Raw genomic sequence first — 16,289 nt, forward strand, 5'->3', positions numbered from 1 at the left:
TGAACGCCGTTGTATCCACGAAGCAGGCAAGGCTTGCCGATCAGGCCGCCGGCGCCCCCAGCCCTGCCAGAAGGTGAAAATGCACGGCGCCTGCCTTGCCGCTGCGGTGCAGTTTGAGGCCCAGCGGCAGCAATTCCTCGTCGCTCCAGGCTTTGGGAGCCTCCAGGTAGACCACGCCGGTGGGACCTATGGCCTTGGCCGCGGCTTGCAGCGCGGATTCGAACAAGGTGGACTCAAAGGGCGGGTCCAGCAACACCAGTTGCAGGCTGCCCGGGGCGACGCGCTTGAGGGCACTGAGGCCATCGCCGCGCTCGATGCGGCACATATCGGCCTTCAGCCTGGTTTGCACCGCCTTGAGCTGCAACGCCAGCGCCGGGTCCTGCTCGCAGAGGAGCACATCGCCAGCGCCGCGCGAGGCGGCTTCAAAACCGAGCGCGCCCGTGCCGGCGAAGACGTCCATGCAGCGCCAGCCCGTCAGGTCTTGGCCCAGCCAGTTGAACAGTGTTTCGCGCACACGATCGGGCGTGGGGCGCAGGCCGGGCTTGCTGGGCACCGGCAACTTGCTGCGTTTGTAAACTCCGCCGATGATGCGGATTTCTCCGGGTGGCACGGTCTTGCGGCCCACGACCTTGCCGCCTTTGGGCCTGGCAGCGCCAGCGGCCTTGGCGGGAGTGGATGCGGGGGTGTATTTCATGGCGCGGCGCCCAGGATCACGGTTACCATTTTCTCGGGTTGCAGCTTGCGCGCAAAGGCCGCCTTGATGTCGGCTACCGTCACCTTGTCCACCTGCTGCGTCCAGGTGTCCAGATAATCGAGCGGCAGGCCGTTCCAGGCGATGCTGGCGATGTTGTCGAGCAGCTTGCGGTTGCTGTCGATGCGCAGGGAAAAACCGCCTACGAGGTTGTCCTTGGCGGCCTTCAATTCAGCTTCGGTCGGGCCGTTGGCGACAAAGTCCTTCACCACCTCACGCACCAGCTTGACCGCCGGGTCGGTCTGGTCGGGCCGCGTCTGAAGGCCCACGGTGAAGCTGCCGGCATGAAGGCCGGGCGAGAAATAGCTGTAAACACCATAAGTCAGCCCCCGCTTCTCGCGCACCTCCGAAGTCAGGCGCGAGACAAAGCCGCCGCCGCCCAGGATGTAGTTGCCCACGGTCAGCGCGAAATAATCGGGGTCGTCGCGCTTGAACCCGGGCTGGCCCATCAGTACGTGGGCCTGCGCCGAATCAAAGGGGATGCGTTTTTCCTCGGCCTGGGTCAGCGGCGCTACTTCGGGCACCTGCGGCATGGGTTGCAGGCTGGCGCACGGCACTTGCGGCAACCGCGACAACAGACGTGCCGCAATCGCATCGGCCTGGGCACGCGTCACGGCGCCCACCATGCTGATGCGCGCGCGGCAAGCCGCCACGCCCGCGCTGTAAAAAGCCCGCATGTCGGCGACGCCGATGCGCGCCAGTGTGGCCTCGGTTACCTCGTAGCCGTAGGGGTGCGTGCCGTACACCGCCTTCGCATAGGTGCGGCCAATAATGCTGGCTGGGCGGGTATAGGACTCCTTGATCGAGGCCACCGTGCGCTCGCGTTCGCGCTGCAGGATGGCGCCGGGAAAGGAGGGTTCCGCGATCTGGCGCGCCGCGAGCGCGACGGCCTTGTCCAGCAGTTCAGGATCGGTGAGCGAGCGCAGCGAAAAACTCATGCGCTCGCCCGTGGCGCTGGCGCCAAACTGCGCACCCAGGTCGGCCCAGGCCTCGCTGAGCGCATTCTCGTCCATGGCAGGGTCGCCATTTTTTGCCGCGAGTCCCTTGTCGAGCATGGTGGCGGTTATGCCTGCCAGGCCCGCCAGTGCAGCCGGGTCGCGCCGGCTGCCTGCGTCGAAGTCGACCTGCACATCGAGCATGGCGATGGCCGGGCTTTCGACCAGGTAGACCTGCGCGCCGCCCGGTTGGGTCCAGTGCTGGATGGGGATGGCCGCATTGGCAGACGCCTGCAGGCACAGGGAAAAGAGGCCGGCAATCCAGAGAGTAAGGGGACTGCTGGCCCGGTATGTCATGGCGATGTTCATGGGATTCGGATAGTCAGATTCAGGAGCCGGCGTCATGGCGGATGGGCACCGCCGGTTTGCGGGGTTTTCGATTGGGATCCACGGGCTGGGGCAGCAAGGTGACAAGGGTCATCTGGTCGTCGCCGAAGTACTTGCCGGCCACAGCCTGCACCTCAGCAGCGGTGACGCGGCGCAGCGCGGCAATCAGGCGCTCGCTGCCGTCCAGCGGCAAGCCCTGTATCCAGTTGGAGCCAAGCTCGCGCGCCTGGCTGAACACGGAGTCGAGTTTGTAAATTTCGCTGGCCACCCATTGGGTCTTGACGCGTTTGAGTTCCGCCTCGCTCACGCCCTCCCGTGCCACGCGGGCGACCTCCCGGCGCAGGGCTTCAGCCACCTGCTGCGTGGTCTTGCCTTCGGCCGGAACGCCGTCGAGCACAAACAGCTGCGGCCCCCGGCCCATCAGGCCGTTGGATGCTCCCGCGCCGTCGGACACCCTGTTGTCGCCCTGCCCCAGGGCGCGTTCCAGCCGCGCACCGCCATAGCCGTCCAGCACCGCGGCCAGCACGGTCAGGGCCAGCGCGTCCCGGCTGCCTTCGGCCGTCGGCGAGGCCGGCGTGCCGGGGACGGGATCGGCAAGGTCCGCCGGCTCCAGCTTGGGCACCTTGAAGGACATGCCCACGTAGGCCTGGCTGGCCGGGGCCTTGTAGTCCAGGCGGCGCAGGCCGGCCTGCTCCGGCTCGGTGCGGGGCTTGCGTTCGGGTACAGGCCGCGCGGCAATGCCGCCGTAGTATTTTTCGACCAGCTTCTTCACCTGCGCGACTTCCACATCACCCGCCACAACCACCGCCGCGTTGCCGGGAACATACCAGCGGCGGTAGAAGTCGCGCACGTCGGCCGCTGTCATGGCGTCCAGGTCGCTCATCCAGCCGACAACGGGGCGCCGGTAAGGCGATGCCATATAGGTCATGGCGATACCCTGCTCGTACAGCATGGCGCGAGGCGAATCCTCGGTGCGCATGCGGCGCTCCTCCTTGACCACCTCAATCTCGCGCTTGAACTCTTCATCCGGCCACTGCATCTGGGCAAAGCGGTCGGCCTCCAGCCGCATCACGTCCTCCAGCTTGCCGGCGGGAATCTGCTGGTAGTAACCGGTGTTATCACGGGTGGTGAAGGCATTCTCGCGGCCGCCCAGGGCGGCCACCTGCCTGGAAAAGTCACCCGGCTTCACCGTCGGCGTGCCCTTGAACATCATGTGCTCCAGCGCATGGGCCACACCCGAGGTGCCGTCCACCTCGTCCATGGAGCCGACCCGCACCCACAGCATGTGGGCCACGGTGGGCGCGCGGTGGTCGGGTTTGACAATCACCGTGAGGCCGTTGGCCAGCGTGAATTTCTCCACCACCGGCGTCGGAGCCGATGCCTGGGCGAAAGCGGCGGATCCCAGGCACAAGGCCACCAAGGCGGCAAGGGCGCGGGAAAGGCGGAAAACGGGGCGGGAAAGGGGTACTGGGGAGGCCAAAAGGGTTTGTCTGGGGTGTTTCATAGAATAGCTGGGTGGCGCCGCACACTGGCACTGCAAAGTGCAACACTCAGGCCTATTAGCAGGCCGTAAGACTCCACAAGCATACCCAATGTTCAGTTTTTTCAAGAAAAAATCCCCTCCCCCCGCTGCCGCGCCTTCTTCGGCCCCCACGGCCCCCGTGGCCCCGGCAACTGCGGACAGCCCGGCAGTGGCCGCCCCCGTGACGGCCGCCGGCGGGGGACTGATAGGCAGCGCGCTGGTCACTCCCATCGCCATGCCGGTTCCCGGCGCCGCCGCGCCCGAGCGCGAACGCTGGCTGGCCAAGCTGCAGAACGGTCTGCGCAAAACCGGCTCCAGCATTTCGACGGTGTTCACCGGCAGCCGCATTGATGACGCGCTTTACGAAGACCTTGAAACCGCGCTGCTGATGGCCGACACCGGCACCAAGGCCACCGAACACCTGCTGGCCGACGTCAAGCGCCGCGTGCGCGAAGGCGGCATGACCCACCCCGTCGCCGTCAAGAACGCGCTGGTGGACTCGATTTCGCAACTGCTCAAGCCGCTGGAGCAGCCCCTGGTGATCGGCCAGTACCAGCCCACCGTGATCATGGTGACCGGCGTGAACGGCGCCGGCAAGACCACCTCCATCGGCAAGCTCACGCGCCACCTGGCCACCGAAGGCGCTTCGGTGCTGCTCGCGGCGGCCGACACCTTTCGCGCTGCGGCGCGCGAGCAACTCAGCGTCTGGGCCGACCGCAACACCGTCGAGATCGTGAGCCAGGAAGGGGGCGATCCGGCCGCCGTGAGCTTTGACGCCGTGAGCGCCGGCAAGGCGCGCGGCAAGGATGTAGTGCTGGTCGACACCGCCGGCCGGCTGCCCACCCAGCTGCATTTGATGGAAGAGCTGCGCAAGATCAAACGCGTGGTGCAGAAGGCGGATGCCACGGCTCCTCATGAAGTATTGCTCGTGATTGACGGCAACACGGGGCAGAACGCCCTGGCACAGGTCAAGGCTTTTGACGACACACTGCAGCTGACCGGCCTCATCGTGACAAAGCTGGATGGCACGGCCAAGGGCGGCGTGCTGGCGGCCATCGCGTTGTGGGCGCGCGAGCGTGCGCTGGCCTCGCCGGCGCTGCGGCCCGTCTCGGTGTATTTCATCGGCGTGGGCGAGCAGCTCGAAGACCTGGAAACCTTCAACGCGCGTGAATTCGCGCAGGCCCTGCTGGGCTAGCCGCTTTCCTCAAGCGCCGCCCAGGCGCAACAGCAGCACCGCGGCCACCACAAAGGCCACGATAAACACGGTTTCGGTGACCAGCATGGCCACCGGTTTCCAGCCCAGCTTGAGCAGGTCCTCAAAACTGGTTTTGACGCCCGCGGCCGCAATGGCCGTGACCAGCATCCAGCGCGAGGCATCACCGGCCAGTTGAACCAGCGGCGGGCTGATCAGGCCGGCACTGGCCAGCATTACCAGCACCACAAAAGCCAGCAAAAAGCCCGGCACCAGCGGCACCTCGGTCTCGGGCACTTTCACGGCCGGGTGGTTGCGGTACAGCACGGCGATTGCCAGCACCACGGGCATCAGCATCATGACGCGGAACAGTTTGACCACCGTCGCCGTGTCGCCGGCCTGCGGGCCCAGCATCATGCCGGCCGCCACCACCTGCGCTACATCGTGAATGGAACCGCCCAGCACAATGCCGGCCTGCCCCGGGAGCAGCCCTATCACTTGCAGGCTGAAGGGGTAGACCACCATGGCCAGCGTCGACAACACCGTCACGCCCACCACGACCAGCAGCGTGAAGCGCTCGTTCTCTTTGGTCTGGGGCAGAACGGACGATACCGCCAGCGCGGCCGATGCACCGCAGATGGCCACCGCACTGCCCGAGAGCAGGCCTTCGTCGCGCGAACAGCCGAGCCAGCGCGCCAGCATCACGCCCAGCCCTATCGTGAGCAGCACCGCGAAGACGATCACGGCGGCGGTCTCCAGCCCCAAGTGGGCCACCTGCGAAAACGTGATGCGCGCGCCCAGCAGGGCCACGCCGATGCGCAGCACCACGCGGCCGCAAAAGCCTATGCCTTTGGCCGTTTGCGGATGGCTGTTCAGGAAGTGAAAGGCCAGGCCGAACAGCAGCGCATACAACAGCTGCGGCCCGCCGTAATGTTCCGAGACAAAAGTGGCCGCCAGTGCAATCACCATGCACACCAGCACACCGGGGAAATACGAAGCCAGTTGCAAGCGCCATTTGAGAATCATGGGTACCCAATAGAAAATTTCAGGAAGGGAGTGAGGAGGCGATGCGCCCGCCTCACGGGCGCTTGAGCACGCCTTCGAGCAGAGCCGCGCCGGCCGGGCTGCCGGCCACCAGCATCCGGCTTTCCAGCAGCGGCAGGCCGTCCATCGCCTGCATCACGGCGCCGGCTTCGCGCAGCAACACCGCGCCGGCCGCCGCGTCCCAGGCGCCCATGCCGCGCTCCCAGAAGGCGTCTACCCTGCCGGCAGCGACGTAGGCCAGCTCCAGCGCCATTGCGCCGCTGCGGCGGACCTGGCCGAAGGCCTTCAGCACACGGCCGAATTCGGCGAGGTAGTCGTCCATAAAGGACGCGCCGGGCTTGGGAAACACCGTGGCGACCAGGCACTGGCCCGGCAGGCGAGTGCCCGCGCAGGCGATGCGCTCCCCATTCAGCCAAGCACCCAGTCCGGCAGCGGCGGTGAAGACTTCATCGCGCGAAGGATCCACAATCACGCCCAGCACCGGCTCGCGGCCCACGCAAAGCGCGATAGCCACCGCATACTGCGGATAGCCGCGCGCAAAGTTCGCCGTACCGTCGATCGGGTCGACCAGCCAGGTCGGCTCGTCCGTCAGCTCGCCACCGCCCTCCTCGCCGACAAAGCGGCCCTGCGGCAGGGCATGCCGCAAGGCTTCCTGCAAATCCTCTTCCACTTCGCGGTCAAAGCGCGTGACCCAATCGCCGGGCGCTTTCTGGCTGACGTCGGCCGGCTTCAGGGCGGCCCGCGCCTCTTTGATGCGGACGGCCGCTTCCACGCCGGCAAGCCGGGCCTTTTCCAGTAGAAAACCAAGGTCCATGCTCAAGCTCTCTTGGACAGCACACTGACGTAGTCGTGCGCCTGGGTGTTGATGGTCGACACGCGGTACTCCACCGGCTTGTCGCCAAAAGTCAGCGCCAGCCGGTGCACCTCCATCACCGGTGCACCCGCCGCCACGCCCAGCACGCGGGCCGTGGTTTTATCCGCCGCCACCGCGCGTGCACGTTCCTGTGCGCGCAGCACAGTGATGCCGAAATCGGTCTGGTACAGCGCGTAAATCGTGCTGGGCCTTTCGACAAAGCGCTTTTCCGTGAGGTTTCGAAACAGCGCCGCCGAGATTGCCAGCCTGTCATGCATCACCACGCGGCCGCGCAGGGCAAGCCGGTTCTCGGCCCTGAACACGGGCTCGCCGGCCTTGATACGCAAGGCCGCTGCCTCAAGCTCGTTCGCCCGTTCGCGCGCGAAGGCGATGCAATCGATTTCGGGGTAGTCGCGCTCGTGCGCCTCATCGTCGTCGCCGAAGTTCCAGCGCGGCTCCACATGGAAAAACTGGAACATGAAGCGGGCATCGGTGTGCGGCGCCACAAAAGTGCCCTTGCCCTGGCGGCGCAGCAGCACGTGCTCATGCACCAGTTCATCCACCGCATGGCGCAAGGTGCCCACGCTGACCTGCAGGCCTGTGGCAATTTCAGCCTCACTGGGCAAGGGTTTACCCGGACCATAGTGGCCGGCTTCGATGAGTTTTTGCAGCTCCCGCTTGACCTGGCGGTAAAGCGGCATGGTGTCCCCGCCCGCCAGCGGGCGCAGGGGGGTGGATCTGGTTTTCACGTTCACGGCGCCCATTGAAACACCGATGGCCCAGCCATACAAGTCATATACATGAGTTAATTGACAAGGCATGGGCCCTCCATAAAACTGGCAGCTCGATTCAACTCAGCCCCTGATGGAGAACCCATGATTCATTTTGTATTGCATGACGCCAAAGACACCGTGGCGGTCGTGGTGGTGGAAGGTGTGAAGGCCGGAACCGCCATGACCGGCTGGATCATGGACGAGGACCGCATGATCAACGTGCAGGCCCAGCAGGACATTCCCATCGGCCACAAGGTGGCGCTCAAGGACATGGCCGTCGGCGATACGGTGCTCAAGTACGGCATCGACATGGGCAAGGTCGTCGCCAACATCAAGGCGGGCCAGCATGCACACGTACACAACATCAAAACAAAACGCTGGTGATTGACGGCGCTCCCGGCTACTGCGCGGGCGGGATGCGTCGTTGCAAATCCTCGCCGGGCACAAGCCCGTCTGCGGTTTGCGCCTTGCCTGCCGCCCGCTCGCTACGCCGGGCGCACCATCAATCCAAGTTATTTTTTTAAGGATTTCTTATGTCAGTCATCAACAAAGACACCACATTCCTGGGCTATCGCCGCGAGAACGGCCGCGTCGGCGTGCGCAACCACGTCATCATCCTGCCGCTGGACGACCTGTCCAACGCGGCGGCCGAGGCCGTGGCCCACAACATCAAGGGCAGCATGGCGATTCCGCACCCCTACGGCCGCCTGCAGTTCGGCGCCGACCTGGAGCTGCACTTTCGCACGCTGATAGGCGCGGGCTGCAACCCCAACGTCGCGGCCGTGGTGGTGATCGGCATTGAAGACGGCTGGACCAAAAAAGTGGTCGACGGCATCGCCACCACCGGCAAGCCGGTGGTCGGCTTCGGCATCGAAGGCCACGGCGACCACGAGACCATCATGAAGGCCTCCAAGGCSGCGCGCGARTATGTGCAGTGGGCCAGCGAAAAGCAGCGCGAAGTGTGCGGCATCTCCGAGCTGTGGGTTTCCACCAAATGCGGCGAGTCCGACACCACCTCGGGCTGCGGCGCCAACCCCACGGTGGGCAACGCGTTCGACAAGCTCCACCCGCTGGGCAACTACCTGTGCTTCGGTGAAACCTCTGAAATCACCGGCGGCGAAAAGATCGTGGCCGACCGCTGCGCCAACGATGCGGTGCGCGACCAGTTCATGTTCATGTTCAATCGCTACCAGGACATGATCAACCGCCACAAGACCAGTGACCTCTCCGACTCGCAGCCGACCAAGGGCAACATCGCGGGCGGCCTCACGACCATCGAGGAAAAAGCCCTGGGCAACATCCAGAAGATCGGCAAGGTCTGCACGGTGGACGGCGTCATCGACAAGGCGGAGAAACCCACGCACCCGGGCCTGTGGTTCATGGACTCGTCAAGCGCCGCGGCCGAGATGGTGACGCTGTGCGCCGCGTCGGGTTATGCGGTGCATTTCTTCCCCACGGGCCAGGGCAATGTGATCGGCAATGCCATCGTTCCCGTAATCAAGATCTGCTCGAACCCGCGCACGGTTCGCCTGATGAGCGAGCACATCGACGTGGACACTTCTGGCCTGCTGCAGCGCGAAATCACACTGGACCAGGCGGGCGACAAGCTGCTCGAGAACATGCTGCGCACGGCCAACGGCCGCCTGACCGCGGCCGAAGCCCTGGGTCACCGCGAGTTCGTGCTGACGCGCCTCTTTGAATCAGCCTGAACGCGGAGGACGCATGGCGCGCATTGTCATCTGCGAGTTCATGGACGAGCGCGCCGTGGCGCGCCTCAAAGCGGCGCACGACGTGCTCTACGACCCGCAGCTGGTGGGCGACGCCGCCCGCCTGCGGGCCGAGGCGGCCACGGCCGACGCGCTGATCGTGCGCAACCTGACGCAGGTGCGCGGCGAGCTGCTGGCCGCACTCACGCGCTGCAAGGTGGTGGGCCGGCTGGGCGTGGGCCTGGACAACATCGACGTTCCGGCCTGCGAGGCCAAGGGCATCAAGGTGATCCCCGCCACCGGCGCCAACGCGCTCAGCGTGGCCGAGTATGTGATCGCCAGCACCATGCTGCTGCTGCGCGGCGCCTTTGCCTCCAGTGCCGCGGTGGCCGGCGGCAAATGGCCGCGGGCGGCGCTGGGCAACGGGCGCGAAACTGCCGGGCAGACGCTGGGCATCATAGGCTTCGGCTCCATAGGCCAGACCACGGCGCGATTGGCGCGGGGCCTGGGCATGCAAGTGATCGCTCACGACGCCATGCTGGCGCCCGATGCGCCCGTGTTCGCGCAGTCCGGCGTCCGCGCTGCGAGCCTTGATGAACTCGTGCGCAACGCCGACGCCGTCACGCTGCATATTCCCCTGCTTGACAGCACGCGCGGCCTCTTCAATGCGGCCCGCATCGCCGAAATGAAAAAAGATGCGGTGCTGATCAATACTTCGCGCGGCCACATCGTCGACGTCGATGCGGTCGCCGCCGCGTTGCGCGCGGGCCGCCTGGGCGGCGCGGCGATCGATGTGTTCGACCTGGAACCCCTGCCTGTAAGTCCTTTGTTGCAAGATTGCCCTAATCTGTTGCTAACCCCCCACATCTCAGGTGTCAGCGCGCAGTCCAATGGGCGTGTATCGGTGATGATCGCCGACAAGGTTTYGGAAAGTTTTTCGTAAATGGCGCATCTGACTCTTGAAGAAGCTCGTCGCCTGGCAACGCAGGCGCTACGCGAAGCCGGTGCCGCGGAGGCCATGGCCGCCGCCACGGCGAAGGCATTGGTTCGCGCCGACGCACAAGGCCTCGCCTCACATGGCTTGAGCCGCGTGCCGCAGTACGCCACCCATCTTCGCAACGGCCGCGCCGACGGTCAGGCCGTCGCCGTTGTGTCGCATCAAAAAGGCGCCGCCGTGCTGGTGGATGCGAAGCAGGGGCTGGCCTTTCCCGCCTGTGACCTGGCGATCTCCACGGCGATCGCAACCGCGCGCGAACTGGGCGTTTGTTTCGTCGGCATTACCAATAGCCATCATTGCGGCGTGCTGATAGACCACCTGCGCGCCGCAGCCGATGCCGGCCTGGTGGGCCTGGGCTTTGCCAACGCGCCGGCGGCCATGCCGGCCGCCGGCGGCAAGCACCCGGTGTTCGGGACCAATCCCCTGGCCGCGATCTTTCCGCGCCGCGACGCCGACCCGCTGATGATCGACCTCTCGCTCAGCGAGGTCGCGCGCGGCAAAGTCATGCTGGCCGCCAAGGAAGGCAAATCGATCCCGCTGGGCTGGGCGCTGGACACCGAAGGCCGGCCGACCACGGACGCGCAGGCGGCGCTGGAGGGCTCCATGCTGCCGCTGGGCGCGGTGAGCAGCCCCAAAGGCTCGATGCTGGCACTGGTCGTCGAGCTGCTTGTCACCGCCGTGATAGGCGCGCGCTTTTCTTTTGAGGCATCCTCCTTTTTTGTCGATGAAGGCAACCAGCCGCGCATAGGCCAGGCCTTTATCCTGATAGACCCGGGCGCCCTGGCCGGCGCCGACAGCTACTTTGAGCGTATGGAAACCCTGATCGCCGAAATGCTGCAAGATGACGGCGTGCGCCTGGCCGGCGCGCGGCGCATCGCGCTGGAGGCCAAAGCACAGCAGGCGGGGATCACCATCCCCGACGCGCTCAAGTTTCAATTGGATCAGTTAGTCAGTGAGGGATCAGTCGTCTAGTTAAAACTCAAGGAGTAAAGCATGAAGCGTCGTGACATCGTGTTGGCATCTGCAGGTGCAGCCCTGACGGGCGTTCCGGGCCTGGGTCTGGCCCAGCAAACTTTTCCCAAACCGGGCAGCACCATCAAGTATGTGGTGCCATTTACGCCCGGTGGCCTGACCGACATCATGGCGCGCACGGTCGCCCAGAAGCTCTCCGAAGCGTGGAAGACTTCGGTGATTGTCGAAAACAAGGCCGGCGGAAACGCGCAAATTGGCGCCGAGTTCGTCGCCAAGTCACCGCCCGACGGCAACACGCTGCTGGCCATCACCTTGACGCATGCGGCGAACGTATCCCTTTATCCCAACGCACCCTTCAGCTTCACCAAGGACTTGCGTCCGGTCGCCCTGCTGGCCAATTCGCCGATGCTTGTTGTGGTTCCCGCCGCCAGCCCGATCAAGGACTTCAAGGACCTGATAGCGGTATCCAAAACCAAGCAGTTGAGCGCGGGTTCGAGCGGCAACGGCACGCCGGCGCACCTGACCATGGCCTTGTTCTGTGAACTGAACAAGACCAAGATGATCCATGTCCCCTACCGCGGCGGCGCACCGTCGATGGTCGACCTGATCGGCGGCCAGCTGGACGTGATTTTTTCCAACTTTCCGGAATCGATCACCCATGTCAAGAGCGGCAAATTGCGCGCGATCGCTATCTGCAGCCTGGGCCGGCACCCGGGGGTGCCGGACGTGCCGACGGCCTTTGAAGCCGGCATGACCGGACTCTTTGTCGAGAACTGGACAGGGGCCATGCTCCCGGCCAAGACTCCGGACGATATCGTGGACAGGTATTCGCGCGAGATGATCAAGATCATGTACAGCGCTGAAGTGGAAGAGCGCGCCAAAGCGCAAGGCTTTCGCGTCTCACAAAAAGGTTCTGATGAGTTCGCCCGCTTCCTGAAAAGCGAAATCGACCGCTGGAGCCGGATTATCAAGACCGCGAAAATCACGCCGACCTGAGGCCGCACGGCCCGCCGTGGCGGCGGGTTTTGTCAATCGGCCCCAGCTGTATTAAAGTGGAAGAAAAAAAGGCGCTGATGGCGCCTTTTTTCCCAAAGGAGACAGATATGGACAATACGGCGGACGCTCCCGATACCCCCGACACGCCCGGCGCACCGGCCGGATCCCGCAAAGTCGATCAGTTGCTCGCGCACTACGGCGAAAGCCACCAGAACCCACGCAACGAGCTGATTCACTTCGTGGCCATTCCCCTGATCATGCTGAGCCTGGTCGGCATGCTGTTTGCGCTGCATCCCTATGTGGCCTATGCCTTTGTCGGGGCCAGCATGGTGTACTACGCCCGCCTGTCTGCGGTGTTCTTTGTGACCATGGCACTGTGGTCCGTGCTATTCATGACGCTGGTGTTCGCCATGGGGCCGCTGGTATTGCCGATCTGTATCGGCATTTTTGTAGGCGCCTGGATCCTGCAGTTCATCGGCCACAAGATCGAGGGCAAAAAGCCTTCGTTTTTTGAAGACATCCAGTATCTCTGGGTCGGCCCGCTGTTTGTGCTCAGCAAGCTGTTTGGCAGGTTGGGCATCCGCTGGTGATTCGTCCAGTTGCGGGTAGCTTGAAATGAAGGGGCCCGCCTCCATTTGAGGGGTTTAAACCTCCTCAAGGTGCTTCGCTTGATCGGCAAAATTCTGCGTTTTTTCCTCAAACTGCTGCTGGGCCTGTTTGCAGTGGTGTTTGCCGTCAGCCTCCTGGTGGCCGCACTGATCGTTGTGGCGCTGAGCCTGCTGAAGTCCCTGGTTACCGGTCGCAAACCGGCGCCGGCCATGGTATTTGGCCGCTTCCAGCGTTATTCGCCCCAGGGCATGTGGCCCGGCGCCAGCCGTGACGCCGGCAACCCACCCGCCAGCGACATCGTGGATGTCGAGGTCCGCGAAGTGCGCGACGACCAGCGCCTGCGCTGAACTTCGCGGCTCTCCCAACCGCCCTGTACATCGCCGTTACCCGCATTTACACCCCCGAAACCTGGGCGCTTGAACCAAGTAACCGCCGGCACGGTCATACCAAGGGTTTCTACCGATTAGCCTTGCGCTATCCGAGTCATTGAACCTATTGCTTAGCACTCACTCCAACAGAGTGCTAATATTTAGCGCTAGAGAAAAGGAGTTCTGCAGTGTCATATGCTCTTTCCCCCCAATCGCTGACCGCTGCCGTGGCCGTGCCCCAATCGGGCGCCGTCGCAGCCGTCAACCCTTGGTCGCTGGTTCCCCCGCTGGGCAACCTGGACGCTTACATTTCCGCCGTTAACCGCCTTCCGATGCTCACCCTGGAGCAGGAGCAGGAATTTGCCAAAAACCTCAAGGAAAACAACGATCTTGATGCAGCCGGCAAGTTAGTGCTCTCTCACTTGCGCCTGGTGGTGTCGATTTCGCGCAAATACCTGGGTTACGGCCTGCCCCACGGCGACCTGATCCAGGAGGGCAACATCGGCCTGATGAAAGCCGTCAAACGCTTTGACCCGGACCAGAACGTGCGCCTGGTGAGTTATGCCATGCACTGGATCAAAGCCGAGATCCATGAGTACATCCTGAAAAACTGGCGCATGGTCAAGGTCGCCACGACCAAAGCCCAGCGCAAGCTGTTTTTCAACCTGCGCTCGATGAAGCAGGGTTTCAAGGACGACGCCGATGCGGCGACGCACCGCGACACGCTGACGGAAGGCCAGATCGATTCCATGGCCAAGACGCTGAACGTCAAGCGCGAGGAAGTCATTGAGATGGAGCAGCGCATGTCGGGCGGCGATGTGCTGCTGGACCCCAGCCCCGGCGACGACGGCGAAGACGCCTTTGGTCCCATCGCCTACCTGGCCGATGCGACGCAGGAACCGACGGCGCTGATGGAGTCGCGCCAGCGCGACAACCTGGCCTCTGACGGCATCACAGCCGCACTGGAGGAACTGGATCCGCGCGCGCGGCGCATCGTGGAAGAGCGCTGGCTCAAGGTGAACGACGACGGCTCCGGCGGCATGACGCTGCACGACCTGGCCGCCGAGTACAAGGTCAGCGCCGAACGCATTCGCCAGATTGAGGTGGCAGCGATGAAGAAGATGAAAAAGGCGCTTGCAGCCTACGCATAAGGGCATAAAGGCATAAAGGCGAACGCCCGAGCCAAGGCGAACACGCTCGCCCCGGCCTCCCCCAAAGCCCGCATCCCACCAGGTGCGGGCTTTTTTGTGGAGAAATGCACGCTTCGTCCCGACTTTCCGCTGCAATAAATTGCAGTTGTGCGCGCACCACTTGGCTGGAATGCCGGCGCCAACGCAAATTTAGTACGCTTTTACTCGCGCGCAGCCGCACAATGAAAGCGTGCTGATTCCCCCTGCGCTCCCCGGCAAGCCCGGACGCTTTCGGCAGTTCGTGCGCGCCCTCCTCTGCCGCCGCGGCCTCGGGGGAGTGCTGGCAGCGTGCCTGCTGACAGGGGCGGTAGCAGGATGGGCACAACAAGGCGCCGACGCGCGGCTGCCGGTGCTTCAGCTCAACGCGCCCGACGGCCAGATCGCCCTGGCAGAACACAGCCAGTTCTGGATCGATGCGACGGGCAACGCCCTGCTTGAGCAGGTTGAGGCCTGGGAATACGACCTGCCGTTTGCGATGCGCCCGGCCGGCCACACCGCCACGCTGGGCAAGCAGGTGATGTGGGTTCGCTTCAGCACCATGCAACCCGACCTGTCGCAGCGTTGGGTGCTGGAAGTCAGCAGCGCGGGCGTGGACCGCGTGAGCCTGTACTACCGTGACGACGCCGGGAACTGGGCCGTACAAGATGCGGGCGACAAAATCCCGGTGAGCCAATGGCCGCGCCCCGACCGGGTCCCGGTTTTCGACCTGGACAGCGAGCAGGCCCAGCCGGTCACCTATTTCCTGCGCATCGAGCAGGCGCGCAGGCCGTTTTCCGCGCCGCTCTATATCTACAAGCACCCCGCCCTGCTGGCGCATCGCATGCAGGAGCAGTTCCTGCTGGGCGCCTACTTCGGCCTGGCGCTGCTGATGGCCCTGGTGGCGGCCGCCAACGCCGTGGCGTTCAGGGATCGGAGTTTCGCGGCCTATGCCGCCTACATCGCCGCGCTGGCAGCGGCCCAGGCCGCGCTGCTGGGCATAGGCGGGCAATACCTCTGGCCGGAATGGGCGGCATGGAACGATCTCTCCGCTTTCCTGCTGCCGGTGCTGGCCGCTTGCAGCGGCCTCTGGTTCGCTCGCGTGGTGACCCGGCCACGGCAGTTCCCGGCCGCACTGGACTGGCTGTCGCTCAAGATGATCATCGTGCTGCCGCTGCTGACGGCGCTGGACACCCTGTTTCCGACGCACGCGGGCTTTATCGGCATCACGGCCCTGATCATCGCGACCATCGTGCTGATCTTCGCCATGGTCTTCATCGCGTGGCGAAGCGGTGATCCCAGCATGCGCTGGATCGCGCTGGGTTTTGTGCCGATGGCGGCAGTGGCGCCCTTTCCCATACTGCGCGACCTGGGCCTGATTCCTGTCAGCTTCCTCACGCAATACGGCCTCACCCTGGGCGCGGCACTGCAGACGCCCATGCTGTTTTACGGCCTGCTGAGGCGAGCCGCGCAACGCCGTGAAGCGCGGGCGCGCGCTGCGGCACTGGCGCAAACCGAACCGCTCACAGGGCTGAACAACCTGCACACCTTCGAAGCACGGCTGCACGAAGCGCTGCTGCGCTCCGGCCGCTACCGCCACCGCAGCGCGCTGCTGATGATTGACCTGTCCAACCACGGCTGGTTCGCCAAAGAACACGGGCGGCAGATCGCTGATTACGCGCTGGTGCTCACAGGCTCCTGCCTGCGCAAGCTGACACGCGACATCGACATTGCGGCGCGTGTCGGTGACAGCGAGTTTGCCTTGCTGATCGAAGGGCCGGTGACCGCCGCGCAGGCCGTGGCCGCGGCTACGCAACTGGTGGCGCATGCGCTTCAGCCTTCGGACTTGCTACCGGTAGGCTCGCACCTCAAGCTGCATGTGGCGATCGCGATGGTGCCGGATGCGCATTGCGGAAACCAGGGCGATGCGGCGCAGCACCTGGCTTATATGCTCAACTCCCTGCGCGAGATGCCGGCCAACACGCGCAAATCCATCAAGACGGTGAACTTTTAGCCGG

The 16,289-nt window shown here is 64.5% G+C and carries 16 protein-coding genes; 10 read left to right on the forward strand and 6 right to left on the reverse strand.

Annotated features, from left to right (window positions below):
* Positions 1 to 40: 40 nt before the first annotated feature.
* From rsmD to AC1DXS_RS05095, 3 genes are read right to left on the reverse strand one after another with little or no spacing between them, the layout of a single operon-like run.
* On the reverse strand, positions 41 to 694 hold the full coding sequence (gene rsmD / locus AC1DXS_RS05085; protein WP_477736477.1) for a 16S rRNA (guanine(966)-N(2))-methyltransferase RsmD: 654 nt from the start codon (positions 692 to 694) through the stop codon (positions 41 to 43).
* Positions 691 to 2,055: a M16 family metallopeptidase gene (locus AC1DXS_RS05090; protein WP_477736478.1), complete on the reverse strand. Its 1,365-nt coding sequence runs from the start codon at positions 2,053 to 2,055 to the stop codon at positions 691 to 693. Before AC1DXS_RS05090 ends, rsmD begins: the two co-directional genes overlap by 4 nt.
* A 19-nt stretch (positions 2,056 to 2,074) precedes the next feature.
* Complete coding sequence (locus AC1DXS_RS05095; RefSeq protein WP_477736479.1) at positions 2,075 to 3,577, reverse strand: M16 family metallopeptidase; 1,503 nt, start codon at positions 3,575 to 3,577, stop codon at positions 2,075 to 2,077.
* A gap of 88 nt (positions 3,578 to 3,665) precedes the next feature.
* Here AC1DXS_RS05095 and ftsY point away from each other — a divergent pair, with 88 nt between their 5' ends.
* Positions 3,666 to 4,790 carry a signal recognition particle-docking protein FtsY gene (gene ftsY, locus AC1DXS_RS05100; protein ID WP_477736480.1) on the forward strand — a complete coding sequence of 375 codons (1,125 nt, stop codon included), beginning with the start codon at positions 3,666 to 3,668 and terminating at the stop codon, positions 4,788 to 4,790.
* A 9-nt stretch (positions 4,791 to 4,799) separates the two neighbouring features.
* Here the strand turns inward: ftsY and AC1DXS_RS05105 are convergent, their stop codons facing one another.
* From AC1DXS_RS05105 to AC1DXS_RS05115, 3 genes are read right to left on the reverse strand one after another with little or no spacing between them, the layout of a single operon-like run.
* Entirely contained in the window at positions 4,800 to 5,813 is a 1,014-nt protein-coding gene (locus AC1DXS_RS05105) for a YeiH family protein (protein WP_477736481.1), read from the reverse strand.
* Between the two features lie 52 nt (positions 5,814 to 5,865).
* On the reverse strand, positions 5,866 to 6,645 hold the full coding sequence (locus AC1DXS_RS05110; protein WP_477736482.1) for an inositol monophosphatase family protein: 780 nt from the start codon (positions 6,643 to 6,645) through the stop codon (positions 5,866 to 5,868).
* Between the two features lie 2 nt (positions 6,646 to 6,647).
* Positions 6,648 to 7,433: a GntR family transcriptional regulator gene (locus AC1DXS_RS05115; RefSeq protein WP_477736483.1), complete on the reverse strand. Its 786-nt coding sequence runs from the start codon at positions 7,431 to 7,433 to the stop codon at positions 6,648 to 6,650.
* A 126-nt stretch (positions 7,434 to 7,559) separates the two neighbouring features.
* On the opposite strand from AC1DXS_RS05115, the gene AC1DXS_RS05120 reads away from it, so the two are divergent.
* From AC1DXS_RS05120 to AC1DXS_RS05160, 9 genes are all read left to right on the forward strand, one after another.
* Positions 7,560 to 7,841 carry a UxaA family hydrolase gene (locus tag AC1DXS_RS05120; RefSeq protein WP_007862870.1) on the forward strand — a complete coding sequence of 94 codons (282 nt, stop codon included), beginning with the start codon at positions 7,560 to 7,562 and terminating at the stop codon, positions 7,839 to 7,841.
* A gap of 149 nt (positions 7,842 to 7,990) precedes the next feature.
* Entirely contained in the window at positions 7,991 to 9,166 is a 1,176-nt protein-coding gene (locus AC1DXS_RS05125) for a UxaA family hydrolase (RefSeq protein WP_477736484.1), read from the forward strand.
* Positions 9,167 to 9,179: 13 nt separating this feature from the next.
* Complete coding sequence (locus AC1DXS_RS05130) at positions 9,180 to 10,106, forward strand: hydroxyacid dehydrogenase (protein ID WP_477736485.1); 927 nt, start codon at positions 9,180 to 9,182, stop codon at positions 10,104 to 10,106.
* Positions 10,107 to 11,132 (forward strand): Ldh family oxidoreductase, encoded by a 1,026-nt coding sequence (locus AC1DXS_RS05135; protein WP_477736486.1) that lies wholly within the window; start codon positions 10,107 to 10,109, stop codon positions 11,130 to 11,132.
* 21 nt (positions 11,133 to 11,153) lie between these two features.
* Positions 11,154 to 12,128 carry a Bug family tripartite tricarboxylate transporter substrate binding protein gene (locus AC1DXS_RS05140; RefSeq protein ID WP_477736487.1) on the forward strand — a complete coding sequence of 325 codons (975 nt, stop codon included), beginning with the start codon at positions 11,154 to 11,156 and terminating at the stop codon, positions 12,126 to 12,128.
* 107 nt (positions 12,129 to 12,235) lie between these two features.
* Entirely contained in the window at positions 12,236 to 12,718 is a 483-nt protein-coding gene (locus AC1DXS_RS05145) for an Mpo1 family 2-hydroxy fatty acid dioxygenase (protein WP_477736488.1), read from the forward strand.
* Between the two features lie 78 nt (positions 12,719 to 12,796).
* Entirely contained in the window at positions 12,797 to 13,084 is a 288-nt protein-coding gene (locus tag AC1DXS_RS05150; RefSeq protein WP_477736489.1) for a hypothetical protein, read from the forward strand.
* Positions 13,085 to 13,320: 236 nt separating this feature from the next.
* Positions 13,321 to 14,256: an RNA polymerase sigma factor RpoH gene (gene rpoH / locus AC1DXS_RS05155; RefSeq protein WP_477736577.1), complete on the forward strand. Its 936-nt coding sequence runs from the start codon at positions 13,321 to 13,323 to the stop codon at positions 14,254 to 14,256.
* Positions 14,257 to 14,485: 229 nt separating this feature from the next.
* On the forward strand, positions 14,486 to 16,285 hold the full coding sequence (locus AC1DXS_RS05160; RefSeq protein WP_477736490.1) for a 7TM diverse intracellular signaling domain-containing protein: 1,800 nt from the start codon (positions 14,486 to 14,488) through the stop codon (positions 16,283 to 16,285).
* Positions 16,286 to 16,289: the final 4 nt, after the last annotated feature.

The sequence above is a fragment of the Polaromonas sp. P3_B1 genome, from assembly GCF_056402935.1.